Below are 25209 nucleotides of genomic sequence, written 5' to 3'. Positions count from 1 at the left end.
GCTGACCGACAGGGGCGGGGTCTGACATGGACTTCAACACCATTCTCGCGATCCTCGATTCCTCGGTGCGGCTGATGACGCCGCTGCTGCTGGCCTGCCTTGCCGGGCTATATTCCGAACGCTCGGGCGTTTTCGACATCGGGCTCGAGGGCAAGATGCTGATGGCGGCGTTTTCGGCGGCGTCGGTGGCGGCGCTGACCGGCTCGGTCTGGCTGGGCTTGCTGGCCGGGATCGGCGGATCGATGGCGCTGTCGCTGGTCCATGGCGTGACCTCGATCACCTTTCGCGGCAATCAACTGATATCGGGTGTCGCGATCAACTTCCTCGCTTCGGGGCTGACGGTGCTGGTCGGGCAAAAGCTGTTCAGCTTGGGCGGCCGCACCCCCAGCCTGTCCGGCGCCGCCCGCTTTGCCGAAATCGAGCTGCCCTTCGCCGCCGCGCTGCGCGATGTGCCGATTTTGGGCCCGATCTATTACGAGCTGATCTCGGGCCACACGATCCTCGTCTATGTGGCGTTTCTCTGCGTGCCCCTGACCTGGTGGCTGCTGTTTCGCACCCGCTTCGGGCTGCGGCTGCGGGCGGTGGGCGAGAACCCGGCCTCGGTCGATACGGCCGGGGTGTCGGTCACCGGACTGCGCTATCAGGCGATCATCATCTGCGGCGTGCTGTGCGGTCTGGCCGGGGCCTATCTGGCGACGGGCCTGTCGGCGGGATTCGTCAAGGAAATGACCGCCGGGCGCGGCTTCATCGCGCTGGCGGCGCTGATCTTCGCCAAGTGGCGGCCGTGGAACGCGCTGTTCGCGACCTTCCTGTTCGGCCTGCTGGAGGCCATCGCCAACCGCTATCAAAGCCTGGATCTGGGCGTCATCGCCATCCCCTCGATGTTCATGAACGCGCTGCCCTATATCCTGACCGTCATCATCCTCGCCGGCTTTGTCGGCCGCGCCATCCCGCCCCGCGCGGGCGGAGAACCCTATGTCAAAGAGCGCTGATCTTGTCCGCCTGATCCGTGACCGCGCGGGCGACGAGGTGCCCGAGATCGGGCTGATCCTCGGATCGGGTCTGGGGCATCTGGCGCAGGCGGTGGACGGGGTCGCAATCCCCTATGCCGATCTGCCGGGCTTTCCCCATGCCGGCGTGTCGGGCCACAACCCGCATCTGGTCATCGGCACGCTGGAAGGCGTGCGCGTCGCGGTCTTCGGCGGGCGGGCGCATTACTACGAATCCGGGCGGGCCGATGCGATGCGGCTGCCCCTGCAGGTCTTGGCCGAGATGGGCACCGAGAAGCTGCTGCTGACCAACGCGGCGGGGGCGGTGAACCGCGATCTGGCGCCCGGCGATCTGATGCTGCTGTCCGACCATATCGCCTTCGCCGGCACCAACCCGCTGATCGGCGAGGGGTCGGACGCGCGGTTCGTGCCCATGACTGACGCCCATGACGCCGAGCTGCGGACGGGCCTGAAGGCGGCAGCCCAGGCCGAGGGGGTCGATCTGCCCGAGGGCGTCTATGGCTGGTTCTCTGGCCCCAGCTTCGAGACCCCGGCCGAGATTCGCGCCGCCCGCGTGCTGGGCATGGACGCGGTCGGCATGTCCACCGTGCCCGAGATCATTCTCGGCCGGTTTCTGGGGCTGCGCTGCGCGGCGGTCTCGGTCATCACCAATATGGGCGCAGGCCTGTCGGATGAATCGATCAGCCACGAACACACCAAGCAGATGGCCCCCATCGGCGCCGCCAAGCTGGAGCGGGTGTTGCGCCGCTTTCTACACCAATGAACGCTGTGGATGCCACGCCGTCACGCCCGTCCCGATGGCGCCAGCCATGCAAAGCGGCCGGGGCGCAAAGGCCACACCTGCGGCTATTTGGCCCCTTTCAACCGCGCCGGGCCGCTGGACTGGCGCGGAATTGATCGCTAGAGATGCCCCTGCACGGGCGGCGATTCAGCGCCCCTATCTATCATAGCCGGTCCGCGACGGCGGGCCTGAACCGGAGAGAAGCCGTGACCAACGCAGAAGAACACGAAGGCACGCGGAGGGATTTCCTCTATTACGCCACCGCGGGGGCAGGGGCCGTCGCAACCGGCGCTGCCGGATGGACCCTGATCAACCAGATGAACCCCTCGGCCGATGTTCAGGCGTTGTCCTCGATCATGGTCGATGTCAGCGGCATCGACGAAGGCACGCAGCTGACGGTGAAATGGCTGGGCAAGCCGGTCTTCATCCGCCGCCGGACCGAGGCCGAGATCGAGGCCGGTCGCGCCGATAACGACGCCGCGCTGATCGACCCGCTGGCCCAGAACCCCAATATCGACCCGGGCGCACCCGCGACCGACGAAAACCGCTCGCTCGCCGGGCCGGACGGCACCAACACCGGCGAATGGCTGGTCCAGATCGGCGTCTGCACCCATCTGGGCTGCGTGCCGATCGGCGACGGCGCCGGCGATTACGGCGGCTGGTTCTGCCCCTGCCACGGCAGCCATTACGATACCGCCGGCCGCATCCGCCGTGGCCCGGCCCCGCGCAACATGGACATCCCCGTGGCGTCCTTTGTCGACGAGTCGACCCTGAAGCTCGGCTAAGGAGGTTAAGCATGTCCGGTATTCCGCACGACCACTACGAACCCACGACCGGCGCCGAGCGCTGGCTGCATCGCCGGCTGCCCATCGTCGGGCTGCTTTACGACACGCTGATGATCCCGACCCCCCGCAACCTGAACTGGTGGTGGATCTGGGGCATCGTGCTGGCCTTCTGCCTGGTGCTGCAGATCGCCACCGGCATCGTGCTGGCGATGCACTACACGCCGCATGTGGACATGGCCTTCCGCAGTGTCGAGCATATCATGCGCGACGTGAATGGCGGCCACCTGCTGCGTTACCTGCATTCGAACGGCGCCTCGCTGTTCTTCCTGGCCGTCTATATCCACATGTTCCGCGGCCTGTTCTATGGCAGCTACAAGGCCCCGCGCGAAGTGACGTGGATCGTCGGCATGCTGATCTATATCTGCATGATGGCCACCGCCTTCATGGGCTATGTGCTGCCCTGGGGTCAGATGTCCTTCTGGGGCGCCACCGTCATCACCGGCCTGTTCGGCGCCATCCCCGGCATCGGGCCGAGCCTGCAGGAATGGCTGCTGGGCGGACCGGCCGTCGACAACGCGACGCTGAACCGCTTCTTCTCGCTGCACTATCTGCTGCCCTTCGTGATCGCGGCGCTGGTCGTCGTCCACATCTGGGCCTTCCACACCACCGGCAACAACAACCCGACCGGCATCGAAGTGCGCCGCACCTCGAAGGAAGAGGCAGAGCGTGACACGCTGCCCTTCTGGCCCTATTTCGTCATCAAGGACCTGTTCGCCCTGGCGGTGATCCTGGTCGTGTTCTTCGCCGTGGTCGGCTTCATGCCGAACTATCTCGGCCACCCCGACAACTATGTCGAGGCGAACGCGCTGGTGACCCCCGCCCATATCGTTCCGGAATGGTACTTCCTGCCCTTCTACGCGATCCTGCGCGCCTTCACCGCCGATGTCTGGGTGGTGATCGCGGTCGAGTGGCTGAGCTTTGGCATCATCGACGCCAAGTTCTTCGGCGTGATCGCGATGTTCGGTGCGATCGTGGTCATGGCGCTGGTGCCCTGGCTGGATACCTCGCGTGTCCGCTCGGGCCGGTTCCGGCCGCAGTTCAAATGGTGGTTCTGGCTGCTCTGCATCGACTTCGTGGTGCTGATGTGGGTCGGTGCCATGCCCGCCGAGGGGATCTATCCCTATATCGCCCTGGCCGGGTCCGCCTATTGGTTCGCCTATTTCCTCATCATCCTGCCGCTGCTGGGTGTGATCGAAAAGCCGGATGCGATGCCCTCGACCATCGAGGAAGACTTTGCCGCGCATTACGGCACAACCACCCATCCTGCCGAGTAAGGAGAGGCAAGCATGTCCCTGAGAATGAAGACCCTCACGGCTGTGGCCGCGCTCAGCCTCGGTGCCGCCGCATGGGCGCAGGACGAGGCTGTGGTGATCCCGCTGCCCACGGATACCGCCACAGAGAGCAGCCCTGTCGAGATCCTGACCGAACCGGCCACCGCGCCGGTCGCGTCAGAGCCGCCGGCCGCCCAGCCTGCGTCCGAAGTGATCCCGCCCGAGGACAATGCGGACGAGGCTGACGCCGAAGCCGCTGCCGACGAGGCCGCGGTCGAGCCGGAAGCCGAACCTGAAGCCGAGGCGGTGGCAGACGAAGCCCCCGCCGAGGAAGCAGCCGCCGAGGAACCGGCCGCTGAAGAGGCAACCAACGCCGCCGCTGAAGAACCGGCAGCCGAGGACGCGCCCGAAGCGGTCGAGGCCGCCGACGAGGCCGCGACCGACGACGCCGAAGATCTGGAAAGCCTCGAACAGCCCGGTCTCGCCGACTCTGGCGAAACCGAGATGGTCGTCGAGGAGCCGCCGATCGAGGTCGAAGAGGCGCATGTCACCGACATCGCGTTTTCCTTCGAAGGCCCGTTCGGCACCTTCGACCAGTTCCAGCTTCAGCGTGGCCTGCAGGTCTTTACCGAGGTCTGCGCCTCGTGCCACGGCCTTAAGCAGGTCGCGTTCCGGACGCTCGCGGATGAGGGTGGGCCCAACCTGCCGGTCGATCAGGTCCGCGCCTATGCGGCCCAGTTCGACATCTACGACCCCGAAACCGACGAGGACCGCGCGCGCATCCTGACCGACCACTTCCCGACCGTCGAAGGCCTGGGCATGGGTCCGGACCTGTCGCTGATGGCCAAGGCGCGGGCCGGCTTCCACGGACCGCTCGGCACCGGGATCAGCCAGCTCTTCAACGGCATCGGCGGCCCGGAATACATCTACTCCGTGCTGATGCACTATACGGGCGAGGACAAGGAACAGGCCGGGACGGTGCTCTATCACAACACCACCTTCCCCGGGAACTGGATCTCGATGCCGCCGCCCCTGTTCGACGATCTCGTCGAATACGAGGACGGCACCCCGGCGACCATGGACCAGATGGCCAAGGACGTCTCTGCCTTCCTGATGTGGACGGCCGAGCCGCACATGATGGCCCGCAAGAAGGTCGGCTTCGTGTCGGTCATCTTCCTGACCATCTTCGCTGCGCTGCTGTATCTGACCAACAAGCGGCTGTGGTATCCGATCAAGCATCGCCGCCCCGAGTGATCGAGACCGCCGAAACAGAAACGCGCCCCCGCCGGGGCGCGTTTTTCTTTGCGGTATCTTAACCTGCGCCGGTGCAGTCTGCGAATCGCGCAAGGGGGCTTCATGGCGATCTACAATCTCGGTTCGATCAACGTCGACCACATCTATCGGCTGCCGCATCTGCCGGCTTCGGGCGAAACCCTGGCGGCAGAGGGCTATGGGCAGGGCCTTGGCGGCAAGGGCGCCAACCAGTCGGTCGCCGCCGCGCGGGCCGGGGCGGTCGTGCATCATATCGGCGCGATTGCTGCCTTGGGAGAGGATTGGGTGCTGGACCGGCTGCAGGAATACGGCGTCCGAACCGACCGGATCGCGCGGCTGCACCACCAGACCACCGGGCACGCCATCATCCTGGTCGATGGGCAGGGCGAGAACTCGATCGTGCTGCACCCGGGCGCGAACCGGCGGCTCGACCCCGACGCGGTCGCGCAGGCGCTGGCGCCCATCGGCCCGCGCGACACGCTGCTGATCCAGAACGAAACCTCGCAGCAGGTCGAGGCGGCCCGGATTGCGCGTGCCGCCGGGGCGCGGGTGATCTATAGCTCGGCGCCGTTCTCGGTCGATGCGGTGAGCAAGATCCTGCCCCATGTCTCGCTGCTGGCGCTGAACGCGGTCGAGGCCGCGCAACTGGCCAAGGCATTCCCCGACGGCATCGCCGTGCCGGCCATGCTGGTGACCAAGGGCGCCGAGGGCGCCGAATATCGCGATCTCGCCTCTGGCCAGACCCTCACGCAGCAGGCATTTCCGGCGCGCGCGGTCGACACCACCGGGGCAGGCGACTGCTTCCTGGGCTATTTCGCCGCCGGTCTCGATCTGGGCCGGCCGATCCCCGAGGCGCTGCGCCACGCCGCCGCCGCCTCGGCCATCAAGGTCACCCGACCGGGCGCCGGCGACGCCATTCCCGAGGCGAGCGAGGTCAACGACTACCTGGCGCGGACGGGCGGTTGATAGAGCGCGGGCGGTGGATAGGGCGCCCGAACCGGCAGCCGATGATCAGGGCTGCGGATGGACGCTCCGGCGCTCACCTCTCCAACGACCCGCAGTTTCGACGGCCGCAGCAGGGGACGACACCGACCTAGCCCGCCGCGTCACCGCCCCAGCCTGCTACGCTTTACAACCCGAGCGAGCCGTAGACCTTGGCGATCCGACGGATTGCGACCACAAAGGCCGCGGTGCGCAGGTCGTCGACTCGGTCATTGCCGAACCAGACCTCCTGCATCTTCATGTAGCTTTCGCGCATCGTGTCATCGAGGCCCGAGCGCACCAGCTGCAGCTCATCGGCGCCGCGCATATAGGCCTCCTTGAAGCCGTCGGACAGGCTCCACTTGACCTCCGAGGCGGCAGAGAGCCGCTCGATCTCGGCCACCAGCAGGCGGTTGCGGGCCTCCTCGTGGCGGCGCTCGAGCCGGCCGAGGCTGATCTGGGACAGGTTCTTGACCCATTCGAAATAGGACACGGTGACGCCGCCGGCATTGGCGAACATGTCCGGGATGACGACGATGCCGCGATCCTTCAGGATCTGGTCGCCTTCCGAGGTGGTCGGCCCGTTTGCCGCCTCGATCACCAGCCGGGCGCGGATGCGCGGGGCGTTTTCCTGGGTGATGACGCTTTCGACGGCGGCGGGGATCAGGATGTCGCAATCATCCTCCAGCCCTTCGAGGCCGGCCGGGCGGAAGCTGGCGCCGGGAAAATTCTCGACCCCGCCAGTCTCGCGGATATGGGTTTTCAGCGCCTCGACATCCAGCCCGTCGGGGTTGTGGACGGTGCCGTTATACTCGACCACGGTGACGATGGCGCAGCCGTCTTCCTCTTGCAGGAATTTGGCGACGTGATAGCCGACATTGCCCAGACCCTGCACGACCACGCGCTTGCCGGACAGATCGCCGCTGATGCCGGCGCGCTTCAGCGCCTCGGGGTGGCGGAAGAATTCGCGCAGCGCGTACTGGATGCCGCGGCCCGTCGCCTCGACCCGGCCCTGGATGCCGCCGATGGTCACTGGCTTGCCGGTGACGCAGGCCTTGGCGTTGATGTCGTCGGGATGCAGCCGTTTATAGGCGTCGGCCATCCACGCCATTTCGCGCTCGCCCGTGCCCATATCGGGCGCGGGCACGTTCTGCGAGGGCGAGATCAGCGACCGCCGCGACAGCTCATAGGTGAAGCGCCGGGTGATTCGTTCCAGTTCATCCTCGTTCCAGTCGCGCGGGTTGATCCGCAGCCCGCCTTTGGACCCACCAAAGGGCACCTCGACCAGCGCGCATTTATAGGTCATCAGCGCCGCCAGCGCCTCGACTTCGTCCTGATTGACCGCCATCGCATAGCGGATGCCGCCCTTGACCGGCTCCATATGTTCGGAATGGACCGAGCGGTAGCCGGTGAAGGTGTGGATCGCCCCGCGCAGCCGCACCCCGAACCGCACCGTATAGGTCGAGTTGCAGACCCGAATCTTTTCCTCGAGACCCGGCGGCAGATCCATCAACGATGCGGCATGGGTGAACATCCGATCGACCGAGTCGCGAAAAGAGGGTTGATTCATCGACATGATGCGTCCTTTTGCTGAGGCAGTCCTTCCCGCGAAGCTTCATTGCTGACAGCGGAAATGCAATGTTAATTATCCGTGTTAATTATCCTTGCCGGTCGTGCTTGCCCGGCGACCCTGCCTCGGCCTAAGCTGGGGCCACCTGTTTTTTCCGGGTCGGTTGTATGTTTAAAGAGTATCGGCCCGCTGTCACGGGCCGCAAGGTCGACAAGGTGTTGCGTGGTGCGCGCGACGTGTTTCTGCGCGACGGCTATCACGGCGCCAGCGTCGACGAAATCGCACGCGAGGCTGCCGTGTCCAAGGCGACGCTGTATAGCTATTTCCCTGACAAGGCGCAGCTGTTCGAGGCGGTGTTTCGCGAAATGATGGGCGGCGCCATCTGGGAGTTGGACCGGCTGATCACCGCCGATCTGCCCATCGACGAGGTGCTGCGCTTCACCGGCCATCTGATCGCCAGCCAATATCTGTCCGAGGCCGGGCACCGGGCCCTGCGTCTGGCCATCGCCGAGGCACCGCGCTTTCCGGTTCTGGGCGAGGCGTTCTACGAATCATCCTCGGTCAGGCTGCATCGGCTGTTCCAAAGCCAGTTCCGGATCTGGCAGCAGGAAGGGATGCTGCGCAACGATCTGGACGATCTGACGCTGGCGGCGGATTGCTTCATCCTGCTCTGCGCGGCGCGGTTGCGTGACAAGGTCCTGCTGGTCGGGCGGATGCATGTCGATGACGGGCTGATCCATCGCACGGTCGAAAACGCGGTGCAGGTGTTCCTGCGCGCCTATGGCACGCCCGACGCCATCGCGCTGCTGGACGCGCCGCCGCAAAAGGCGAGGGCTTAACACCGGCGGGGGGCTTGCAGTATAGCTGACGCAGCGCCCGTCAGGGTGCCCGAGCAGAATCAGAAAACCATCAGGGACAGACACCCCATGACGACGACGCTTCGACTGATCGCCCCGCTGGTCGCCATCGCAGCACTTTCCGGCTGCATGGCTGGCGCGCCGGTGCAGGAACCGGTGCAGCCCGCCGGGATCGAGCCGCTGCCCACCGCCGCCGATAGCGGGCTGACCGAGCGCAAGCCCGACCTGTGCAAGGCCAGCACCTATGCCAACAGGATCGGCCAGCCCGGCACCGTCATCCCGACGCTCGGCATCAGCCGGACCTATCGCGTGGTCGAGTATCGCGGGATCGAGCCGCAGGAATATGATCCGAACCGCATCGTCTTCCGGCTGGACAGCACCGGCGCGATCTCGGGCGTGGATTGCGGGTGATGCGGCGGGGTCTGGCGCTGGCGCTGCTGTCGCTGACCGCCTGTGTCGAGCCCGAGGCCGCGACCGGCCCGGGCGTGCCCCCGCCCTCGGATGCCTGCGGGGCCTCGGCCCTGCAAGCTCTGGTTGGCAAGCCGTTGGGGTCGCTGGATTTCCGGTCGCTGTCGCGGGTGCCGCGCCAGATCGGGCCGGACATGGCGGTGACCGACGATTACCGGCCCGACCGGCTGAACATCGAATATGACGCGGCCAACCGCGTGACCAAGGTTGCCTGCTATTAACCAGGCCGCGCCCGCTGCGCCAAGGTTGCGGCGCGAGCTTTTGCGATTGCCTGCGCGCGTGGCGGATGCCACCATCGGGCCATGACCGCGCCCGCCCGCCCCTTTGCCCCGCAGCCCGACCGGATCGCCTTCGACCGGGTCGAGCTGGGGCAGATCCTGTCCGTCTATGGCCGCATGGTCGCCGCCGGAGAGTGGCGCGATTACGCGATGGCGTTCCTGTCCGACGTCGCGATCTTCTCGATCTTTCGCCACGCGGCAGAGACGCCGATCTACCGGGTCGAGAAACGGCCGCGGCTGCGGAATGCGCAGGGGGCCTATGCGGTGATCGCCATGGACGGGCGCATCCTGCGGCGCGGTCACGATCTGGGGCAGGTGCTGCGGGTCTTCGACGGCAAGCTGCTGCGCGCGCTGAACCGCAACTAGCGGCGCACCGGGCCTGCGCCCAGATACTCGGCAAGGGCGGGCGGCGGGCTGTCCAGCAGCGCCGCCGTGGCCTGGGGCGGGCTGACCTGCCCGTCGATCACCGCGACGGTCTGCGCGGCAAAGGCGCGGGCATCCTGCGGGTCATGCGTCACCATCAGCACGGTCAGGCCGCTGCGATCGGCGATACCCATCAACAGGGACAGCATCTCATCCTTCAGCGCCGGGCCGAGGGCGGAAAACGCCTCGTCCAGCAGCAGGATCGGCTGTTCGCGCAGCGCGACGCGGGCCAGCGCCACGCGGCTTTGCTGCCCGCCCGACAGTTGCGCGGGCCGGCGGTCGGCCAGACCGTCCAGCCCGACCTGATGCAACGCCTGCGTCACCGCGCGCTTCTGGCCAGCATTCAGCCGCAGGTCCGGGCGCAGGCCCAGACCCACATTCTGACCGACGCTCAGATGCGGAAACAGGTTCTGGTCCTGAAACAGGATCGACACCGGCCGCGCGCCGGGCGCGAGCTGGGACAGATCGGCCCCGCGCCACAGGATGCGGCCCGCCGACAGCGGCACAAAGCCCGCGATCATGCCCAGCAGCGTCGATTTCCCGGACCCGGACGGCCCGATCACGGCGACCCGCGCGCCCGGCTCGATGCTGAAATCGGCGCGCAGGCGGAAGCCGCCCAGATCGCTTTCGGCCCGCTCAAGCTGCAGCATTCAGCCGTCCTCCTCTGTCGAAAGCCCAGAACAGGGCAAAGCTGATCGCCATCAGCAGCACCGAACAGGCGGCCGCATCGGCCATGCGATAGCTGTTCATCAACTGGTACAGCATCAGCGGCAGGGTCGGGCTGCGGCTGTCGGCGAACAGGGTGATGACCCCCAGATCGCCCATCGCCAGCGCCGCCGACAGCCCGCCGGCAAAGCCCAGGGGCCGCGACAGGCGCGGCAGGATCAGCAGCCGCAACCGCGCCGCGCCGGTCATGCCCAGCGAATCCGCCAACCGCCCGTAATCGTGCCGCAGGGCGCGGGCGGCCGGGATCAGGATGCGCAGCGCGAAGGGCAGGGCCATGACCGCGTTGATCGCCACCGTCACCGGCAGCGCGAGTTGCGTGGCCGAGGCTAAGCCGCGCAGCAGCAGGAACAGCCCCGTCCCCAGCACCAGCGGCGAGGCGACCAGCGGCAGCATCCCCGCCGCCTCGGTCCATCGCTGGCCAGCGGCCACCGACAGCGCCAGCATCAACGACACGGCAAGCGCCAGCACGGCCGAGATCAGCGCCATCACGATCGACCGGCCCGCAGCCTCCCACACCGAGGGCGGCAGCTCGGCTATGCGCGGCGCGCCGGCCAGCGTCACCGACAGAATCGGCACCAGCAGGAAGGCCGCAGCCAGCGCGATCACCGCCAGATCGGCGCCGCGCCGCCAGCCCGGTGGCGCCAGCGCCGGGGCCGCGCGGTCCAGACCCGCGCCAAAGCCCGCAGGCGCCGCCACCCCCGCCGCCAGCAGCAGCGCCAGCACGCACAAGCCCACCTGCACCAGCCCCAGCGTCGCCGCCCGGCCCATGTCGAAATCGAACCGGAACGCCTGATAGATCGCCAGTTCCACCGTCGTCGCCCGCGGCCCGCCGCCCAGGGCCAGCGCCACCGCAAAGCTGGTCAGGCAGACCAGGAACACCGCCAGCCAGGCGCCCGGCAGAACCTCGCGCAGCATCGGGCGTTCCAGATGGCGCGCAATGTCGGCGGGCGCGAAGTCGAGCGATTGCGCGAGGCGGAACCGCTCGGCCGGGATCGCCTGCCAGCCATGCAGGATCATCCGCACGCAAAGCGGCAGGTTGAAGAAGACATGCGCCAGAATGACGCCGTGCCAGCCATAGACCGATACCGGCCCGAAGCCCAAGGGCACCAGCAGCCCATTGACCAGCCCGCTGCGCCCGAAGACCGAGATCAGACCCGTCACCGCCACAATCACCGGCAGGATGAAGGGCGCGCCCAGCAGCGTGATCAGCAGCCGGCGCCCGACGAACCGCCGCCGCGCCAGCGCGCGCGCGACCGGGATCGCCAGCGCCGCCGACAGCGTGGCCGACAGCGCCGCCTGCCACAGCGTGAACCACACCGCGCGCCAGTCCCAACTGCCAAGCGCGGTCAGCCCGCCGGCATGGATCGCGACCGTGCCCAGTGTGCCGAGGATCAGCGCCAGCAGCCCGGCGGCGACGAATGCGCCGGGCGACCATCGGCGGCCGATCCCTAGCGGGCGAAGACCTGCAGCCATTCTTCAAGCGCCGGTTTGCGCAGGACCTCGGCCTGATCTTCGGGCAGGAAGATGGTCTTGTCCGGGCGCGGCAGGACGGCGAAGGCCTCTGGCAGTTCCTCGGCCGGCAGCTTGGCCGGATAGGACCAGTTCGCCTCGGCGATCATCGACTGGAAATCATGCGACAGGATATAGTCCATGAACGCCTGCGCCAGTTCCGGCTGATCGCTGTCCTTCAACTGCGCGGCCATCTCGACCATCAGGTAATGGCCCTCGGGGAAGATCGCGGCATGTTTGGTCGCGTCATCCTCGGCCGCGATGTGATAGGCGGGCGACGAGGTATAGCTGAGGACCATGTCCGCCTCGCCATCGGTGAACAGACCGTAGGCCTCGGACCAGCCGGGCGTGACCGTCAGTACCTTGGGCCGCAGCTTTTCCCACGCCTGCTTGCTGTCCTCGCCAAAGACCGACTTGACCCAGAGCAGCAGCCCCAGACCGGAGATCGCACTGCGCGGGTCCTGGATCACCAGCTTGAGGTCGTCGGGCGCGTCCAGCAGTTCCTGAAAGCTGTTGGGCGGGTTTTCCAGCCGGGTGTCGTCATAGACAAAGGCGAATTCCGACCAGTTGAAGGGCAGGAAGGTGTCGTCGGTCCATTCGACCGGCATGGTCAGCCCGGACACGTCCTGCCCATGCGGCGCGAACAGCCCCGAGGCGCGGGCGCGCATGGTGGTGTCGCTGTTCAGACCGATGACGACATCGGCCTCGGTCCGGTCGCCTTCCAGCAGGATGCGCGGCAGGACGTCGCCGGTGACAAAGCGCAAATCGCAGCCGCAGATCGCCTCGAACCCGGCCTCGATCTTGGGGCCGGGGCCCCATTCCGAGGCGAAATAGTCGGGCGCGTAGACGGTGAATTCGGGGCCGGCGGCAAGGGCCGGGGCGGTCGTGGCCAGCAGGGCCAGGACGGTGGTGCGCATCGCTTCCTCCTTCATTCTGTTACCGAAAAGAAGGTCAGCGATACCTTCCCTCCGCCGGTATTGACCGGATCAGGTTCGACGGGTCCGCATGATGCGTCTCAGCCAGATGGCTCCCCGAGGCGGGGACAGCATCGGTCATGGCGGGCGCGGGTGCAAGGGCGTTTCTGCACCGCGACCGGCTTGCCGCTTGCCGGTCCGGCGGATGCCCGCTAACCACGCCCGCAAAGGGGAGATCGAGATGAGCCTGAACAGCTTTGGCCATGTGTTCCGCGTCACCACCTGGGGCGAGAGCCACGGCCCGGCTTTGGGCGCGGTGGTCGATGGCTGCCCGCCGGGCGTTGCGCTGGACGAGGGCTGGATCCAGCCCTTCATGGACCGCCGCCGCCCCGGCAGTTCCAAGCATACGACGCAACGGCAAGAGGCCGACCGGGTGCGGATTCTTTCGGGTGTGTTCGAGGGGCAGACCACGGGCACGCCGATCATGCTGATCATCGAGAACACCGACCAACGCTCGCGCGATTATGGCGACATCGCCCGCGCCTTCCGCCCCGGCCACGCCGACATCGCCTATCACCAGAAATACGGGCTGCGCGATTATCGCGGCGGCGGGCGGTCGAGCGCGCGGGAAACCGCCGCGCGGGTCGCGGCCGGTGCGGTGGCGCAGGCGGTGCTGCGCGACCTGGTGCCGGGGCTGACGGTGCTGGGCTATATGGTCCAGATGGGCGCGCTGCATCTGAACCGCGATGCCTTCGATGCCGACGCGATCCGCGACAACCCGTTCTTTCTGCCCGACCCCAGCGCCGTGGCAGAGTGGGAGGCGTATCTGTCCGCCATCCGCAAGGCGCAGAACAGCGTCGGCGCGGCGGTCGAGGTGCTGATCCGCGGCTGCCCGCCCGGTCTGGGCGCGCCGGTCTATGGCAAGCTCGACACCGATCTGGCGGCCGCGATGATGTCGATCAACGCCGTCAAGGGCGTCGAAATCGGTGAGGGGATGGCGGCGGCCGCCCTGACCGGGGTCGAGAACGCCGATGAAATCCGCATGGGGCCGGACGGTCAGCCGGAATATCTATCGAACCATGCCGGCGGGATTCTGGGCGGCATCTCGACCGGGCAGGACATCACCGTGCGGTTCGCGGTCAAGCCGACCTCGTCGATCCTGACCCCACGGCGCACCATCGACGCGGCGGGGCAAGAGATCGAGCTGATCACCAAGGGCCGCCACGATCCCTGCGTCGGCATCCGCGCGGTGCCGGTGGCCGAGGCCATGGCCGCCTGCGTGGTGCTGGATCACCTGCTGCTGGACCGCGCGCAGACCGGCGGGGTGCGGGGGCGGATCGGGGGATAGGCCCGGCGCCGTCAGAAATCGAGTTGCGCGTAATGCGGGGCCGGGTGCAGGCCCGGCACCTGATCCGCCAGCACGCTGCGGAAGGCCGGGCGCGACTTGATCGTCGCATACCATTGCCGCACCAGATCCGAGCGGTCCCAGTCGATGTCCGAGATGTAATCGAGGCAGGAAAAATGCGCCGCCGCCGCGAAATCGGCGATGGTCAGCGTGCGCCCCGCCAGCCAGCGCCGTTCCTCGAGCAGGCGGTGCATATAGTCGATATGCGCCTTGATCGCCGCCAGCCCCGCCTTGACCATGCGCGAATCCGGGTAGCCGGTCTTTTGCACCTTTTTCCACACCCGCTCGTTCAGGACCGGGCGCGTCGCCTCGGCGTTGAACTTGTCGTCGAACCACGCGCAAAGCCGGCGCACCTCGTAGCGGCCAGCGGCATCGGCGGGCATCAGCGGCGGGGTGGGCACGGTCTCGTCCAGATATTCGCAGATCGCCTGGCTTTCGGCCAACAGCATCCCGTCATGGCGCAGCACCGGGATCTTGCCGGCGGGGTTGCGGCGGAACAGCTCTGGCCCCTGCTCCCAATAGCGTTCCTCGGCCAGTTCGACCTCGATCCGCTTTTCGGCCAGCACCAGCCGGACCTTGCGCGAAAAGGGCGACAGGGGCGTGTGATACAGGCGCGAAGGCTGCCCGGTCAGGCTGCGCGGCGCAACGGCGGAATGGGCGTAAAGATCGGTCATGCCAGCGGTGATACGCGATCCTGCGGGGGCGTTTCAACTGTCCGCGACAATCTGCCCGCGTATCCCGCCGGCAGCGGTCGCGCGCATTGCCCCCGGGGCGGCGGATCGTTATGTCAGGGGCGCAGACGAAAGGGGGGTGCGATGACGCACAAGGTCTTTATCGACGGCGAGGCCGGGACCACCGGGCTTCAGATCCGCGACCGGCTGGCCGGGCGCGACGATATCGAGCTGGTCCGGATCCCCCATGACCTGCGAAAGGATGCCGACGCCCGCCGCGACTGCTTTGCGCAGGCCGATATCGCGATCCTGTGCCTGCCCGACGATGCCGCCCGAGAGGCGGTCGCGCTGTCGGCCGATCTGCCGGTGCGGCTGATCGACGCCTCGACCGCGCATCGGGTGGATTCGGACTGGGTTTACGGCTTTGCCGAACTGGACCGCGACGCGCGGGCGCGCATCGCTTCGGCCCGGCGTGTGGCCAATCCGGGCTGCTATTCGACCGGCGCCATCGCGATGATCCGGCCGCTGGTGGCGGCGGGGCTGCTGGCCCATGACCGGCCGCTGGCGATCAACGCCGTGTCCGGCTATACCGGCGGCGGCAATGCGCTGATCGCGGAATACCAGGCCGGCACCGCGCCGCCGCATTTCCTGTATGCGATGGCCCAGCACCACAAGCACATCCCCGAGATCATGGCCCTGTCGGGCCTGTCGGTGCAACCGATCTTTGCGCCCTCGGTCGGGAACTTCGCGCAAGGCATGGCGGTGTCGCTGCCGCTGCATCTGGACAGCGCGCTGTCGCTGTCCTCGCTGCATGCGGCGCTGTCGCGGCATTACACCGGCGCCGAGTTCGTCCGCATCCGCGAGGCCGAAGAGGTCGGTGCCCGCATCGACCCGACCGCGCTGAACGGCACCAACATGCTGGAAATCTCGGTGCATGGCGACGACACCTCGGACTGCGCGGTGGTCGTCGCGGTGCTGGACAATCTGGGCAAGGGCGCCTCGGGCGCGGCGGTGCAGAACCTCAACATCATGCTGGGAATCGACGAGGGGGCCGGGCTGTGAGCGGCAAGAAGCCCGTCGTGCTGTGCATCCTCGACGGCTGGGGCATCTCGGATCGGCCCGAGCAGAGCGCGCCCGATTGCGCCCGGACCCCGACCTGGGACCGGCTGAACGCGGAATGTCCGCGCTCGACCCTGATCACCTATGGTCCCGATGTCGGGCTGCCGCGCGGGCAGATGGGCAATTCCGAGGTCGGCCACACCAATATCGGCGCGGGCCGGGTGGTGGCGATGGATCTGGGGCAGATCGACCTCGCGATTGAAGACGGCAGCTTCTACCAGAACACCGGGCTGGGCGAGTTCGTCGCCAAGCTGCAGCGCAGCGGCGGGACCGCGCATCTGATGGGCGTGGTCTCGGATGGTGGCGTTCACGGCCATATCCACCACGTCGTCGCCACCGCCCGCGCCGTAGCCGACAAGGGCGTGCCGGTGGTGATCCACGCCATCACCGACGGCCGCGACGTGCCGCCGAAATCGGCCATGGGCTTCATCACCGAATTGCAGGGCAGCCTGCCCGAAGGCGCGCGGATCGGCACCGTGATCGGGCGCTATTTCGCCATGGACCGCGACAATCGCTGGGACCGGGTGGCGCGCGCCTATCAGGCGATGATCGGCGGCAAGGGCCTGTCTGCCCCCGACGCGCCCCACGCGGTCGAGGCCGCCTATCAGCGCGGCGAAACCGACGAGTTCATCCAGCCGACCGTTCTGGGCGGCTTTGGCGGCGCGCAGGACGGCGACGGGTTCTTTTGCCTGAACTTTCGCGCCGACCGCGCACGCGAGATCCTGGCCGCCATCGGCCAGCCCGGCTTTTCGGATTTCGACGCCGGGCCGCGGCCGAAATGGGCGGCGCTGCTGGGGATGGTCGATTATTCGCAGCGGCACAATGAATACATGGCCGCCGCCTATCCCAAGCGCCAGATCGTCAACACGCTGGGCGAATGGGTCGGTCGCAAGGGGCTGCGCCAGTTCCGGCTGGCCGAGACCGAGAAATATCCGCATGTGACCTTTTTCCTCAATGGCGGGAAAGAGGCGCCGGAACCGGGCGAGGATCGCCACATGCCGGCCAGCCCCAAGGTCGCGACCTATGATCTGCAGCCCGAAATGGCCGCCGACGAGGTCGGCGACTGGTTCGTCAAGGCGATCCGCGAGGGCTATGACCTGATCGTGGTGAACTTCGCCAATCCCGACATGGTCGGCCATACCGGCAGCCTGCCCGCCGCGATCCGCGCCTGCGAGGCAGTGGACCGCAATCTGGGCCGCGCATTGCAGGCGCTGGACGAGGCCGGCGGCGCGGCGGTGATCGTCGCCGATCACGGCAATTGCGAGACCATGATCGACCCCCAGACCGGCGGCCCGCACACCGCCCACACCACCAATCCGGTGCCGGTGATCGTGACCGGCGGCGGCGCGATCAAGGGGCTGCGCGATGGCGGGCGGCTGGCCGATGTGGCGCCGACGGTGCTGGAACTGATGGGCCTCGACCTGCCGCCCGAGATGACCGGCCGCAGCCTGATCGAGCGCGCATGAGGCTGGCGCGTTCCCTGATCCTGTCCGGCGTTCTGGCACTTGCCGGCCTGCCCGCGACGCTGTCGGCGCAGGTGGCGGGCGAGGATGCGGCGCAGGCTGCACTCGATCTGCGGGCGGCGACCGACCGGCTGGAAGCGGCGCTCTCGCAAGAGGATCAGGTCACCGCGCTGACCGACATGATCCACGCCTATGAGACGGGGCTTGCCTCGCTGCGGGCCGGGCTGCGCCATGCCGGCATCCGCGAGCAGGAACTGCGCGCGACGTGGGAGGGCAGGCGGGCCGAGCTGGCCGGCATCATCGGCGTGATGATGACCATGCAGCAATCGCCCGAAACGCTGATGCTGCTGCATCCGGCCGGGCCCCGCGCCACCGCCCATTCCGGCATGATCCTGTCCAGCATCGCCCCCGGCCTGCGCGCCGAGGCGGACGCGCTGAAGCAGGGGCTGGACGAGATCGCCTCCCTGCGCGCCCAGCAGCAAGAGGCCGCCAATACCCTGGCCGAGGGGCTTGGCCGCGTGCAGGAAGCCCGCCGGCTGCTGGCCAGTGCCGTCACCGACCGCTCGACCATGCCCAAGCGCTTTGCCGAAAACCCCGAGGAATTGCAGGCGCTGCAGAAATCCGCAGCGACGCTGGATGCCTTTGCCGAGGGCATCGCCGGGATGGAATCCGATGTCGGCCCGCCGCTGGCGGATTTCGAAGGCGCGCAGGGGTCGCTGCCGCTGCCGGTGATGGGACAGGTGCTGCGCGGCTATCTGGAACCCGACGCGGCGGGGATCGAGCGGCCGGGGCTGGTGATCGCCACCGCCCCCGCCTCGCTGGTCACCACGCCATGGGCCGCGACCATCCGCTATCGCGGGCCGCTGCTCGATTACGGCAATGTGATGATCCTGGAACCGGCGCGGGATTACCTGCTGGTGCTGGCCGGTCTGGCGCAGGTCTTTGGCGAGGTGGGCGACGTGCTGGCGGCGGGCGAACCCGTGGGCCTGATGGGCGGAACCGAACCCCCGGCGCAGGAATTCGGCATCGGTTTCGTCGTCAACGCGGCCACCGGGCGCCATGCCGACCGCACCGAAACGCTGTATCTCGAACTGCGGAAGGGCAAGCAAACGCTGGACCCCGAGGAGTGGTTCGTGCTCAATCACATTGTCGGCGACCAGATGCAGGCGCAGGCGCAGGCAGACACACAGGCGGAGACGCAATGAAGAACTATCTGATCGCAGGCATCGGCGGAACGCTGGCCGGCCTGCTGCTGACCACGCAGCTTGCGGCGCCCCTGCTGGCGCAGGATTCGAGCAAGAACACCGCGCTTTACGAGCAACTCGACATGTTCGGAAATGTCTTCGAACAGGTCCGCAGCCAGTATGTCGAGGAAACCGACCCCAAGAAGCTGATCGAGGCCGCCATCAACGGCATGCTGCAATCGCTGGACCCGCATTCCTCGTTCCTGCCTGCCGAGGATTACGAGGACATGCGCACCCAGACCCGCGGCAGCTTCGGCGGGCTGGGGATCGAGGTCAGCCAGGAAGACGGGCTGGTCAAGGTCATCACGCCGATGGACGACACCCCCGCCGCCGAGGCGGGCGTCAAGGCCGGCGATTTCATCACCCATGTCAATGGTGAGCCGCTGATGGGGCTGTCGCTGGATCAGTCCGTCGATCTGATGCGCGGCGAGGTCGGCTCCGAAATCACCATCACCATCCTGCGCGAGGGCGAGCAGGAGCCGTTCGACCTGACCATGACCCGCGACACCATCAAGCTGACTGCCGTGAAGGGCCGGGTAGAGGGCCACGCCGTCATCCTGCGCATCGCCACCTTCAACGACGAGACCATGTCCTCGCTGGAAGCCGATCTGAAAAAGGCGGTGGACGAGCTGGGCGGCCTGGAAAACGTCACCGGCTTCGTGCTCGACCTGCGCAACAACCCCGGCGGGCTGCTGGATCAGGCGATCTATGTCTCGGACGCGTTCCTCGACCGGGGCGAGATCGTCTCGACCCGCGGACGTCTGCCCGAGGACAGCGAAAGCTGGGCCGCGACGCCCGGCGATCTTGCCGGCGGCAAGCCCATCGTGGTGCTGATCAACCGCGGCTCGGCCTCGGCGTCGGAAATCGTCACCGGGGCGCTGCAGGATCACCGCCGCGCCATCGTCGTGGGCGAGAAATCCTTCGGCAAGGGCTCGGTCCAGACCGTGTTGCCGGTCACCGCCGACAGCGCCATGCGGCTGACCACGGCGCGGTATTACACGCCCTCGGGCCGGTCGATCCAGGCGCTGGGGATCAATCCCGACATCATCGTGGCCCAACCCCGTCCCAAGCCCGAAGAGGAAGAGGACGAGAACGCCCCGCGCACCAAGTCGCGCTTCACCAGTTCCGAGGCCGATCTGCGCGGCGCGCTGAACAATGACAGCTATTCGGAAGAGGAAAAGCGCCAGCTTGAACAGGAAGCGGCCGAGGTCGAGGCCACCGCCAAGCTGCGGGAAGAGGATTACCAGATGGCCTATGCCATCGACATCCTGAAAGGTCTGTCGGCGGTGGAATACCGCGCCGATGCCGTCCCCGAGGCCGCCAAACCCGCCGCCACCGAGGATTCGGGCATCGAATCCCAACCCGCGACCGACGCGCCGTCGGTCCCCGATGACGGCACGGCCGAGGACGACGCCGCCGAGGCCGGCGAGGCGGAAACGGACGCGGTGCAATGACCAAGGTGGATGCGGCGGGCGACACCGCGCCCGACCGGCTGGGGCCAAAGGGCTTGCCCTATCGGCCCTGCGCCGGCGTGGTCCTGGTCAATCCGCAAGGGCTGATCTTTGCCGGCCGCCGCATCGACACCACCGCCGAGGCCTGGCAGATGCCGCAGGGCGGGATCGATCCGGGCGAGACGCCACGGCAGGCCGCGATCCGCGAGTTGGGCGAGGAAACCGGGCTGCCGCCCGACGCCGTCCGGATCGAGGCAGAGACGCCGGACTGGATCTATTACGATCTGCCGGATGAGCTGCTCGGCAAGATCTGGCAGGGGAAATTCGGCGGCCAGCGCCAGAAATGGTTCCTGATGCGACTGACCGGGCGCGACGATCAGATCGACATCGCGACCCAACATCCCGAGTTCAGCCAATGGGCGTGGATGGGGCCGGACGAGCTGATCGCCTCGATCGTACCGTTCAAGCGCACGGTTTACGAACAGGTCTTTGCTGCGCTGCGCGACCGGCTGGCCTGACAGCGGCGCGGGAGCTTGCCACGCCGCCCGCTCGGCGTGGTTCAGCGGTCAGATGCAGGCGTCGGGATCATAGGCGTCAATGATCTCGACCGCTTCCTCGGCGGTTTCGACATAGCGCAGCAGATCCAGATCCTCGGGGCTGATGGTGCCGGCATCGGCCAGCGCGCGCCAGTTGATGACGCTGTCCCAGAACTCGCGCCCGAACAGCAGGAAGGGCACGCGCTTCATCCGCCCGGTCTGGATCAGGGTCAGCGTCTCGAACATCTCGTCCAGCGTCCCGAAGCCGCCGGGAAAGATCGTGATCGCCCGCGCGCGCAGCAGGAAATGCATCTTGCGAATGGCGAAATAGTGGAAGTTGAAGGACAGGTCCGGCGTGACATAGGGGTTCGGCGCCTGTTCATGCGGCAGCACGATCCCCAGCCCGATGGACTGGCCGCCGGCATCCATCGCGCCGCGGTTCCCGGCCTCCATCACGCCGGGGCCGCCGCCGGTGCAGATGACGAAGTTGCGGCCATAGCTGGCGCTGCTGCGCTCGGTCATCAGGCGGGCAAAGCGGTATGCCTCGTCGTAATAGCGCGACATCTCGGCCAGCGCCTCGGTCCGGGCCTCGGTCTTGTGGTCGGGGGCGGGGATGCGCGCGCCGCCGAACATGACCACGGTGGACTCGATCCCGCGTTCGTCCATCACCATCTGCGGCTTCAGCAGTTCCAGCTGCAGGCGCACCGGGCGCAGTTCTTCGCGCAGCAGGAAATCCATATCCGCAAAGGCCAGCCGATAGGCGGGCGCGCGGGTCTGCGGCGTGTCGGGCGTTTTCTGGGCCGAAATCGCATCCGCGCGGCTGGGGGGAAAGGGGTGGGCGCGGGGTTCGTCTTCCATCGGCGGACCTTTGTATTCCGGGGGCGCGCATTGCGCCGGACTCGCGCCACGCTTATAGCCCTTTGCAAGCCAGTTCCACCCTCAGCGACCCGACGAAGGAGCCATCATGTCCAACGCCGCCCTGGAAACCGCCATCGAAGCCGCATGGCAGGATCGCGACACCATCACCCCCGCCACCACCGGCGAGGCCCGCGACGCCATCGAGGATACGCTGGCCGCGCTGGACAGCGGCGAGCTGCGCGTTGCGGAAAAGCGCGGTGCCGACTGGCATGTGAACCAATGGGCGAAGAAGGCCGTGCTGCTGGGCTTCCGCCTGAAGGATATGGAGTTCCAGTCCGGCGGCCCGCAGGGCAGCGGCTGGTGGGACAAGGTCGACAGCAAGTTCGCAGGCTGGGATGACGAGGATTTCCGCAGCGCCGGGTTCCGCGCCGTGCCCAGCTGCATCGTTCGCAAATCCGCCTTTATCGGCAAGGGCGTGGTGCTGATGCCGTCCTTCGTGAACCTGGGCGCCTATGTGGACGAGGGCACGATGGTCGACACCTGGGCCACGGTCGGCTCTTGCGCGCAGATTGGCAAGAACGTGCATCTGTCGGGCGGCGTGGGCATCGGCGGCGTGCTGGAACCGATGCAGGCCGGCCCCACCATCATCGAGGACAACTGCTTCATCGGCGCGCGCTCTGAAGTGGTCGAGGGGGTGATCGTCCGCGAGGGCTCGGTGCTGGGCATGGGCGTCTTCATCGGCCAGTCGACCAAGATCCTCGACCGCGACACGGGCGAGGTGATGTATGGTGAGGTGCCCGCCGGGTCGGTCGTCGTCGCCGGGTCGATGCCGTCCAAGAACGGCGTGCACCTGTATTGCGCGGTGATCGTCAAGCGCGTGGACGAACGCACCCGGTCCAAGACCTCGATCAACGAATTGCTGCGCGACTAATCGCGCCGCAGAATGGTGATCAGCGTGTCGCCATAGCGGCGCTGGTCCAGAAGCTGGAACCCGGCGGGGGGCGTGGGGGGCAGGTTCTCCTCCCACAGCACCACCGCGTCGGGGGCCAGCCAGCCGCCGTCCAGCGCAGAACTCAGCGCCGCCTCGCCCCGCTGCTGGCCGTAAGGCGGGTCGAGGAAGATCAGGTCATAACCCGGCCCGCGATTGTCGCCCAGCTTCGTCGCATCGCGGCGCCAGACATCGGTCGCGCCCATGGCGCGGGCCTTTTCGATATTCGCCCGCAGCAGCGACCGCGCCGCCGCGCCGTCATCGACGAAGGCCACGCGCGCCGCGCCGCGCGACAGCGCCTCGAGCCCCAGCGCGCCGGTGCCGGCGAACAGGTCCAGCACGCGCAGCCCGTCGAGCCTGATCCCCAGGCTGTTCTGCAGCAGGTTGAACGCCGCCTCGCGCACCCGGTCCGAGGTCGGGCGCAGATGTGCGGCCGCATTGCCCTCTCCCACATCGGCCAGCTTCAGCCCGCGCAACGCGCCGCCGATAATCCTCACGCCAGCAGATCCTTGACCGGAACCGACGCATCGGCCACCCGCTCGGCGTCGGGGCTGCGCCCGGCCTCGATCAGGCGCTTGCCGACCATATAGGCGCGGGCGTCGTTCAGCGCGTCGACGGCGAGCAACTGCCCCTCGCGGAAATACCAGACAGAGCCGCCATGCGCGCCGTCGCCGGGCCGTGTCACGATCCGGTCATGGCCGTGACCAAGCCCCGCGATCTGCAGTTTCGCGTCATACTGATCGGACCAGAACCACGGCTTGGGCTGATAGTCGCGCCCGCCGCCCAGCATGTTCTCGGCCACCAGCTCGGCCATGTCGATGGCGTTGCCGACGCTTTCCAGCCGCATCCGCTGCCCCTGCCACGGAAACGAGGCGCAATCCCCCGCCGCCCAGATCGCAGGGTCCGAGGTCCGGCCATGGCTGTCGCAGGCGATGCCGTTTTCGATCCGCAGCCCCGCTTGCGCGGCAACTTCGGTCTCCGGGTCCACCCCGATCCCCAGAATCGCCAGATCCGCCGCCAGCAGGCGCCCATCGGCCAGCCGGACGCCCTCGACCCGCTGCGATCCCTCGATCCGGGTCAGCGCCGTCGATTCGCAGATCGTGACGCCGTGGCTTTCATGCAGCTTGCGGATCATCGCGGCGGTTTCCGGCGCGGCGACGCGGGCCAGGATGCGCGGCGCTGATTCGATCAGCGTCACCCGCAGCCCCAGCATCCGCGCCACCGCCGCCGCCTCGAGCCCGATATAACCGCCACCGATGACCACCAGATCGCGCCCGGCCTGCAGTTCCGGCCGCAGCCGGTCGATATCGGCGAGGTTGCGGATCGCGTGCAGCCCGGCCAGATCGCCGCCCATCCCCGGCGGCAGACGACGCGGCCGCGCCCCCAGCGTCAGCGCCAGCTGGTCATAAGGCACCGCCCCGGCGCTTGTCTGCACCTGCCGCGCCTGCCGGTCGATGCTGAACCCGGTCGTGTCGGTCAGCAGCCGGATGTCCTGTTCCGCCCACCATTCCGGCCCGCGCAGCGTCAGCCGGGCCAGCGGCATCTTGCCCAGCAGATAGGCTTTCGACAGCGGCGGGCGCTGATAGGGAGGGATCGGCTCGTCCCCGATGACGGTGATGCCGCCCTGATGGCCGAGGGCCCGCAGCTTTGCGGCCATCGACGCTGCCGCCTGACCGGCACCAAGGATCACGATCTGCATCTGTCCACCTGTGGCTTTTGGCCTGTCATCGCGCGCCCGCCGCCGCAGCGCAACCCCCGCCCGACGCGGCTCAATTTCGCATTGACATTGCGCCGGGTCGGGTTCAAAACGCGCGCCGATGGGGCCGTAGCTCAGTTGGTAGAGCGCGTCGTTCGCAATGACGAGGCCAGGGGTTCGATTCCCCTCGGCTCCACCAATCCTCCAACACAGCCAGCCAAAGACGCGCCCGATTATGCGCCCCGCGCCGCTCTCGGACGCTTGTCGCACCCGCGCGCCGCTGCTAGATAGAGGCCGTGTGCCGGATTAGCTCATCTGGTAGAGCGCGGGCTTTGTAACCCCGAGGCGACCCGTTCGAGTCGGGTATCCGGCACCATTTTCACCCCGTTCCGCGTCAGTTTTGCCAGATCTCGATCAGGGGCAGGTCGGTGAGCCCGGCGCCGATGGCTTGCATGGCCGCCAGCGACAACTGGCTGCCGGTGCCGGAACCCGACAGCGGCTTCAGATCGACATTGGCGCTTTTGCCGGTCTCGGTATTGGTCACGCGGCCCTTGCCGGCGATCTTGACCAGCGGCGATTTGACCCAGAACCCGCCCTCGGTCGCGTCCCCCAGCGAGGCCACGCTGCTGCCCAGCTTGCCGCCGCCTTGCGCGGGGGCGGCTGCGGCGGCTTTCTCGGCCGCGGTGGTGGTGTCCAGCGCCGCCACGCTTTGCCCCGGCGCCTGCAGCGCGTCGGCGCTGGCTGCCGCCGGGGTGGGCGCAGGGGCGGGGGCCGGACGCGGGGTGATGGGGGCTGTCGCCATGTCGCAGGCCGACAGGGCCAGGGTGGCAAGGGCAAGGGTCAGCGCGGCGGTCAGGCGGGTCATGCGTGTGT

Annotated in this window: 25 protein-coding genes, 2 tRNA genes, 1 pseudogene and 1 riboswitch; of the genes and pseudogenes, 19 read left to right on the top strand and 9 right to left on the bottom strand. The window is 67.7% G+C overall.

What is annotated here, in order from left to right; translation table 11 throughout:
* Nucleotides 1–26: 26 nt before the first annotated feature.
* The 6 genes and pseudogenes from CYR75_RS09675 to CYR75_RS09650 all read left to right on the top strand — a co-directional run bounded on the left by CYR75_RS09675 (nt 27) and on the right by CYR75_RS09650 (nt 6145).
* Entirely contained in the window at nt 27–992 is a 966-nt protein-coding gene (locus CYR75_RS09675; RefSeq protein ID WP_101499855.1) for an ABC transporter permease, read from the top strand.
* Nucleotides 976–1773 carry a purine-nucleoside phosphorylase gene (locus tag CYR75_RS09670; protein ID WP_101499854.1) on the top strand — a complete coding sequence of 266 codons (798 nt, stop codon included), beginning with the start codon at nt 976–978 and terminating at the stop codon, nt 1771–1773. Before CYR75_RS09675 ends, CYR75_RS09670 begins: the two co-directional genes overlap by 17 nt.
* 224 nt (nt 1774–1997) lie before the next feature.
* Nucleotides 1998–2576, top strand: coding sequence for a ubiquinol-cytochrome c reductase iron-sulfur subunit (gene petA, locus CYR75_RS09665; protein ID WP_192876650.1), 579 nt, complete (start codon nt 1998–2000; stop codon nt 2574–2576).
* Nucleotides 2577–2587: 11 nt separating this feature from the next.
* A complete protein-coding gene (gene petB, locus CYR75_RS09660) occupies nt 2588–3910 on the top strand; it encodes a cytochrome b (protein ID WP_101499852.1) in 1323 nt (440 codons plus the stop codon).
* Between the two features lie 540 nt (nt 3911–4450).
* Nucleotides 4451–5161, top strand: a pseudogene (locus CYR75_RS16750) (cytochrome c1); the annotation flags it as partial.
* Between the two features lie 102 nt (nt 5162–5263).
* Nucleotides 5264–6145, top strand: a complete 882-nt coding sequence (locus CYR75_RS09650) for a PfkB family carbohydrate kinase (RefSeq protein ID WP_101499850.1) — start codon at nt 5264–5266, stop codon at nt 6143–6145.
* 163 nt (nt 6146–6308) lie between these two features.
* On the opposite strand, the gene CYR75_RS09645 is transcribed toward CYR75_RS09650, so the two are convergent.
* On the bottom strand, nt 6309–7736 hold the full coding sequence (locus CYR75_RS09645; protein WP_225972670.1) for a Glu/Leu/Phe/Val family dehydrogenase: 1428 nt from the start codon (nt 7734–7736) through the stop codon (nt 6309–6311).
* 161 nt (nt 7737–7897) lie between these two features.
* On the opposite strand from CYR75_RS09645, the gene CYR75_RS09640 reads away from it, so the two are divergent.
* From CYR75_RS09640 to CYR75_RS09625, 4 genes are all read left to right on the top strand, one after another.
* Nucleotides 7898–8569, top strand: a complete 672-nt coding sequence (locus CYR75_RS09640; RefSeq protein ID WP_101499849.1) for a TetR/AcrR family transcriptional regulator — start codon at nt 7898–7900, stop codon at nt 8567–8569.
* An 87-nt stretch (nt 8570–8656) separates the two neighbouring features.
* A complete protein-coding gene (locus CYR75_RS09635; protein ID WP_101499848.1) occupies nt 8657–8998 on the top strand; it encodes a hypothetical protein in 342 nt (113 codons plus the stop codon).
* Entirely contained in the window at nt 8998–9276 is a 279-nt protein-coding gene (locus CYR75_RS09630) for an I78 family peptidase inhibitor (RefSeq protein WP_101499847.1), read from the top strand. Before CYR75_RS09635 ends, CYR75_RS09630 begins: the two co-directional genes overlap by 1 nt.
* An 81-nt stretch (nt 9277–9357) precedes the next feature.
* The gene (locus CYR75_RS09625) at nt 9358–9699 is read left to right on the top strand and encodes a DUF2794 domain-containing protein (protein WP_101499846.1); all 342 of its coding nucleotides are present in this window, start codon (nt 9358–9360) and stop codon (nt 9697–9699) included.
* Here the strand turns inward: CYR75_RS09625 and CYR75_RS09620 are convergent.
* The 3 genes from CYR75_RS09620 to CYR75_RS09610 are packed head-to-tail and all read right to left on the bottom strand — an operon-like array spanning nt 9696 to nt 12908.
* Nucleotides 9696–10406, bottom strand: coding sequence for a thiamine ABC transporter ATP-binding protein (locus CYR75_RS09620; RefSeq protein ID WP_101499845.1), 711 nt, complete (start codon nt 10404–10406; stop codon nt 9696–9698). The genes CYR75_RS09625 and CYR75_RS09620 overlap by 4 nt on opposite strands.
* Nucleotides 10393–11955: an ABC transporter permease family protein gene (locus tag CYR75_RS09615; RefSeq protein WP_101499844.1), complete on the bottom strand. Its 1563-nt coding sequence runs from the start codon at nt 11953–11955 to the stop codon at nt 10393–10395. The genes CYR75_RS09620 and CYR75_RS09615 overlap by 14 nt, the downstream gene beginning before the upstream one ends.
* Nucleotides 11931–12908 (bottom strand): thiamine ABC transporter substrate-binding protein, encoded by a 978-nt coding sequence (locus tag CYR75_RS09610; protein ID WP_101499843.1) that lies wholly within the window; start codon nt 12906–12908, stop codon nt 11931–11933. Before CYR75_RS09610 ends, CYR75_RS09615 begins: the two co-directional genes overlap by 25 nt.
* 29 nt (nt 12909–12937) lie before the next feature.
* A riboswitch (TPP riboswitch) is annotated at nt 12938–13035 on the bottom strand.
* A gap of 111 nt (nt 13036–13146) precedes the next feature.
* Here CYR75_RS09610 and aroC point away from each other — a divergent pair.
* Nucleotides 13147–14253: a chorismate synthase gene (gene aroC / locus CYR75_RS09605; protein WP_101499842.1), complete on the top strand. Its 1107-nt coding sequence runs from the start codon at nt 13147–13149 to the stop codon at nt 14251–14253.
* Nucleotides 14254–14264: 11 nt separating this feature from the next.
* On the opposite strand, the gene fzlA is transcribed toward aroC, so the two are convergent.
* A complete protein-coding gene (gene fzlA / locus CYR75_RS09600; RefSeq protein ID WP_101499841.1) occupies nt 14265–14984 on the bottom strand; it encodes an FtsZ-binding protein FzlA in 720 nt (239 codons plus the stop codon).
* A gap of 141 nt (nt 14985–15125) precedes the next feature.
* Here fzlA and argC point away from each other — a divergent pair, with 141 nt between their 5' ends.
* The 5 genes from argC to CYR75_RS09575 are packed head-to-tail and all read left to right on the top strand — an operon-like array spanning nt 15126 to nt 20776.
* Entirely contained in the window at nt 15126–16043 is a 918-nt protein-coding gene (argC, locus tag CYR75_RS09595) for an N-acetyl-gamma-glutamyl-phosphate reductase (protein ID WP_101499840.1), read from the top strand.
* Nucleotides 16040–17566, top strand: coding sequence for a 2,3-bisphosphoglycerate-independent phosphoglycerate mutase (gene gpmI, locus CYR75_RS09590; protein ID WP_101499839.1), 1527 nt, complete (start codon nt 16040–16042; stop codon nt 17564–17566). The genes argC and gpmI overlap by 4 nt, the downstream gene beginning before the upstream one ends.
* Nucleotides 17563–18768, top strand: coding sequence for a murein hydrolase activator EnvC family protein (locus CYR75_RS09585; protein ID WP_101499838.1), 1206 nt, complete (start codon nt 17563–17565; stop codon nt 18766–18768). The genes gpmI and CYR75_RS09585 overlap by 4 nt, the downstream gene beginning before the upstream one ends.
* Nucleotides 18765–20261 (top strand): S41 family peptidase, encoded by a 1497-nt coding sequence (locus CYR75_RS09580; RefSeq protein ID WP_101499837.1) that lies wholly within the window; start codon nt 18765–18767, stop codon nt 20259–20261. The genes CYR75_RS09585 and CYR75_RS09580 overlap by 4 nt, the downstream gene beginning before the upstream one ends.
* Complete coding sequence (locus CYR75_RS09575) at nt 20258–20776, top strand: RNA pyrophosphohydrolase (RefSeq protein WP_101499836.1); 519 nt, start codon at nt 20258–20260, stop codon at nt 20774–20776. The genes CYR75_RS09580 and CYR75_RS09575 overlap by 4 nt, the downstream gene beginning before the upstream one ends.
* Before the next feature lie 48 nt (nt 20777–20824).
* Here CYR75_RS09575 and CYR75_RS09570 read toward each other — a convergent pair whose 3' ends face one another.
* Nucleotides 20825–21652: an LOG family protein gene (locus tag CYR75_RS09570; RefSeq protein WP_101499835.1), complete on the bottom strand. Its 828-nt coding sequence runs from the start codon at nt 21650–21652 to the stop codon at nt 20825–20827.
* Nucleotides 21653–21758: 106 nt separating this feature from the next.
* Here CYR75_RS09570 and dapD point away from each other — a divergent pair, with 106 nt between their 5' ends.
* Entirely contained in the window at nt 21759–22583 is an 825-nt protein-coding gene (gene dapD, locus CYR75_RS09565; RefSeq protein ID WP_101499834.1) for a 2,3,4,5-tetrahydropyridine-2,6-dicarboxylate N-succinyltransferase, read from the top strand.
* Here dapD and rsmD read toward each other — a convergent pair.
* Both rsmD and CYR75_RS09555 read right to left on the bottom strand, forming a co-directional pair.
* Complete coding sequence (gene rsmD / locus CYR75_RS09560; RefSeq protein ID WP_101499833.1) at nt 22580–23137, bottom strand: 16S rRNA (guanine(966)-N(2))-methyltransferase RsmD; 558 nt, start codon at nt 23135–23137, stop codon at nt 22580–22582. The two genes, dapD and rsmD, sit on opposite strands and share 4 nt — an antisense overlap.
* Nucleotides 23134–24339, bottom strand: a complete 1206-nt coding sequence (locus tag CYR75_RS09555; RefSeq protein WP_101499832.1) for an NAD(P)/FAD-dependent oxidoreductase — start codon at nt 24337–24339, stop codon at nt 23134–23136. Before CYR75_RS09555 ends, rsmD begins: the two co-directional genes overlap by 4 nt.
* 120 nt (nt 24340–24459) lie before the next feature.
* Between CYR75_RS09555 and CYR75_RS09550 the strand changes: the two genes are divergently transcribed.
* Together CYR75_RS09550 and CYR75_RS09545 are read left to right on the top strand one after the other, a co-directional pair.
* Nucleotides 24460–24535, top strand: a tRNA-Ala gene (locus CYR75_RS09550).
* A gap of 101 nt (nt 24536–24636) precedes the next feature.
* Nucleotides 24637–24712 (top strand) — tRNA-Thr (locus CYR75_RS09545).
* An 18-nt stretch (nt 24713–24730) separates the two neighbouring features.
* On the opposite strand, the gene CYR75_RS09540 is transcribed toward CYR75_RS09545, so the two are convergent.
* A complete protein-coding gene (locus tag CYR75_RS09540) occupies nt 24731–25201 on the bottom strand; it encodes a hypothetical protein (RefSeq protein WP_225972669.1) in 471 nt (156 codons plus the stop codon).
* Nucleotides 25202–25209 lie beyond the last annotated feature (8 nt).

This window comes from Paracoccus jeotgali, from assembly GCF_002865605.1.
Lineage (GTDB): Bacteria > Pseudomonadota > Alphaproteobacteria > Rhodobacterales > Rhodobacteraceae > Paracoccus > Paracoccus jeotgali.
This window is presented reverse-complemented; position numbering and strand designations above follow the sequence as displayed.

Coding starts and splice junctions, on each gene's coding strand:
- CYR75_RS09575 (WP_101499836.1), top strand. CDS start 20,258: ATGACCAAGGTGGATGCGGCGGGCGACACCGCGCCCGACCGGCTGGGG.
- aroC (WP_101499842.1), top strand. CDS start 13,147: ATGAGCCTGAACAGCTTTGGCCATGTGTTCCGCGTCACCACCTGGGGC.
- CYR75_RS09580 (WP_101499837.1), top strand. CDS start 18,765: ATGAAGAACTATCTGATCGCAGGCATCGGCGGAACGCTGGCCGGCCTG.
- CYR75_RS09645 (WP_225972670.1), bottom strand. CDS start 7,736: ATGTCGATGAATCAACCCTCTTTTCGCGACTCGGTCGATCGGATGTTC.
- dapD (WP_101499834.1), top strand. CDS start 21,759: ATGTCCAACGCCGCCCTGGAAACCGCCATCGAAGCCGCATGGCAGGAT.
- CYR75_RS09630 (WP_101499847.1), top strand. CDS start 8,998: ATGCGGCGGGGTCTGGCGCTGGCGCTGCTGTCGCTGACCGCCTGTGTC.
- CYR75_RS09555 (WP_101499832.1), bottom strand. CDS start 24,339: ATGCAGATCGTGATCCTTGGTGCCGGTCAGGCGGCAGCGTCGATGGCC.
- CYR75_RS09625 (WP_101499846.1), top strand. CDS start 9,358: ATGACCGCGCCCGCCCGCCCCTTTGCCCCGCAGCCCGACCGGATCGCC.
- CYR75_RS09650 (WP_101499850.1), top strand. CDS start 5,264: ATGGCGATCTACAATCTCGGTTCGATCAACGTCGACCACATCTATCGG.
- CYR75_RS09640 (WP_101499849.1), top strand. CDS start 7,898: ATGTTTAAAGAGTATCGGCCCGCTGTCACGGGCCGCAAGGTCGACAAG.
- argC (WP_101499840.1), top strand. CDS start 15,126: ATGACGCACAAGGTCTTTATCGACGGCGAGGCCGGGACCACCGGGCTT.
- CYR75_RS09615 (WP_101499844.1), bottom strand. CDS start 11,955: ATGGCTGCAGGTCTTCGCCCGCTAGGGATCGGCCGCCGATGGTCGCCC.
- CYR75_RS09670 (WP_101499854.1), top strand. CDS start 976: ATGTCAAAGAGCGCTGATCTTGTCCGCCTGATCCGTGACCGCGCGGGC.
- CYR75_RS09610 (WP_101499843.1), bottom strand. CDS start 12,908: ATGCGCACCACCGTCCTGGCCCTGCTGGCCACGACCGCCCCGGCCCTT.
- CYR75_RS09620 (WP_101499845.1), bottom strand. CDS start 10,406: ATGCTGCAGCTTGAGCGGGCCGAAAGCGATCTGGGCGGCTTCCGCCTG.
- CYR75_RS09540 (WP_225972669.1), bottom strand. CDS start 25,201: ATGACCCGCCTGACCGCCGCGCTGACCCTTGCCCTTGCCACCCTGGCC.
- CYR75_RS09675 (WP_101499855.1), top strand. CDS start 27: ATGGACTTCAACACCATTCTCGCGATCCTCGATTCCTCGGTGCGGCTG.
- fzlA (WP_101499841.1), bottom strand. CDS start 14,984: ATGACCGATCTTTACGCCCATTCCGCCGTTGCGCCGCGCAGCCTGACC.
- CYR75_RS09585 (WP_101499838.1), top strand. CDS start 17,563: ATGAGGCTGGCGCGTTCCCTGATCCTGTCCGGCGTTCTGGCACTTGCC.
- CYR75_RS09570 (WP_101499835.1), bottom strand. CDS start 21,652: ATGGAAGACGAACCCCGCGCCCACCCCTTTCCCCCCAGCCGCGCGGAT.
- CYR75_RS09635 (WP_101499848.1), top strand. CDS start 8,657: ATGACGACGACGCTTCGACTGATCGCCCCGCTGGTCGCCATCGCAGCA.
- petB (WP_101499852.1), top strand. CDS start 2,588: ATGTCCGGTATTCCGCACGACCACTACGAACCCACGACCGGCGCCGAG.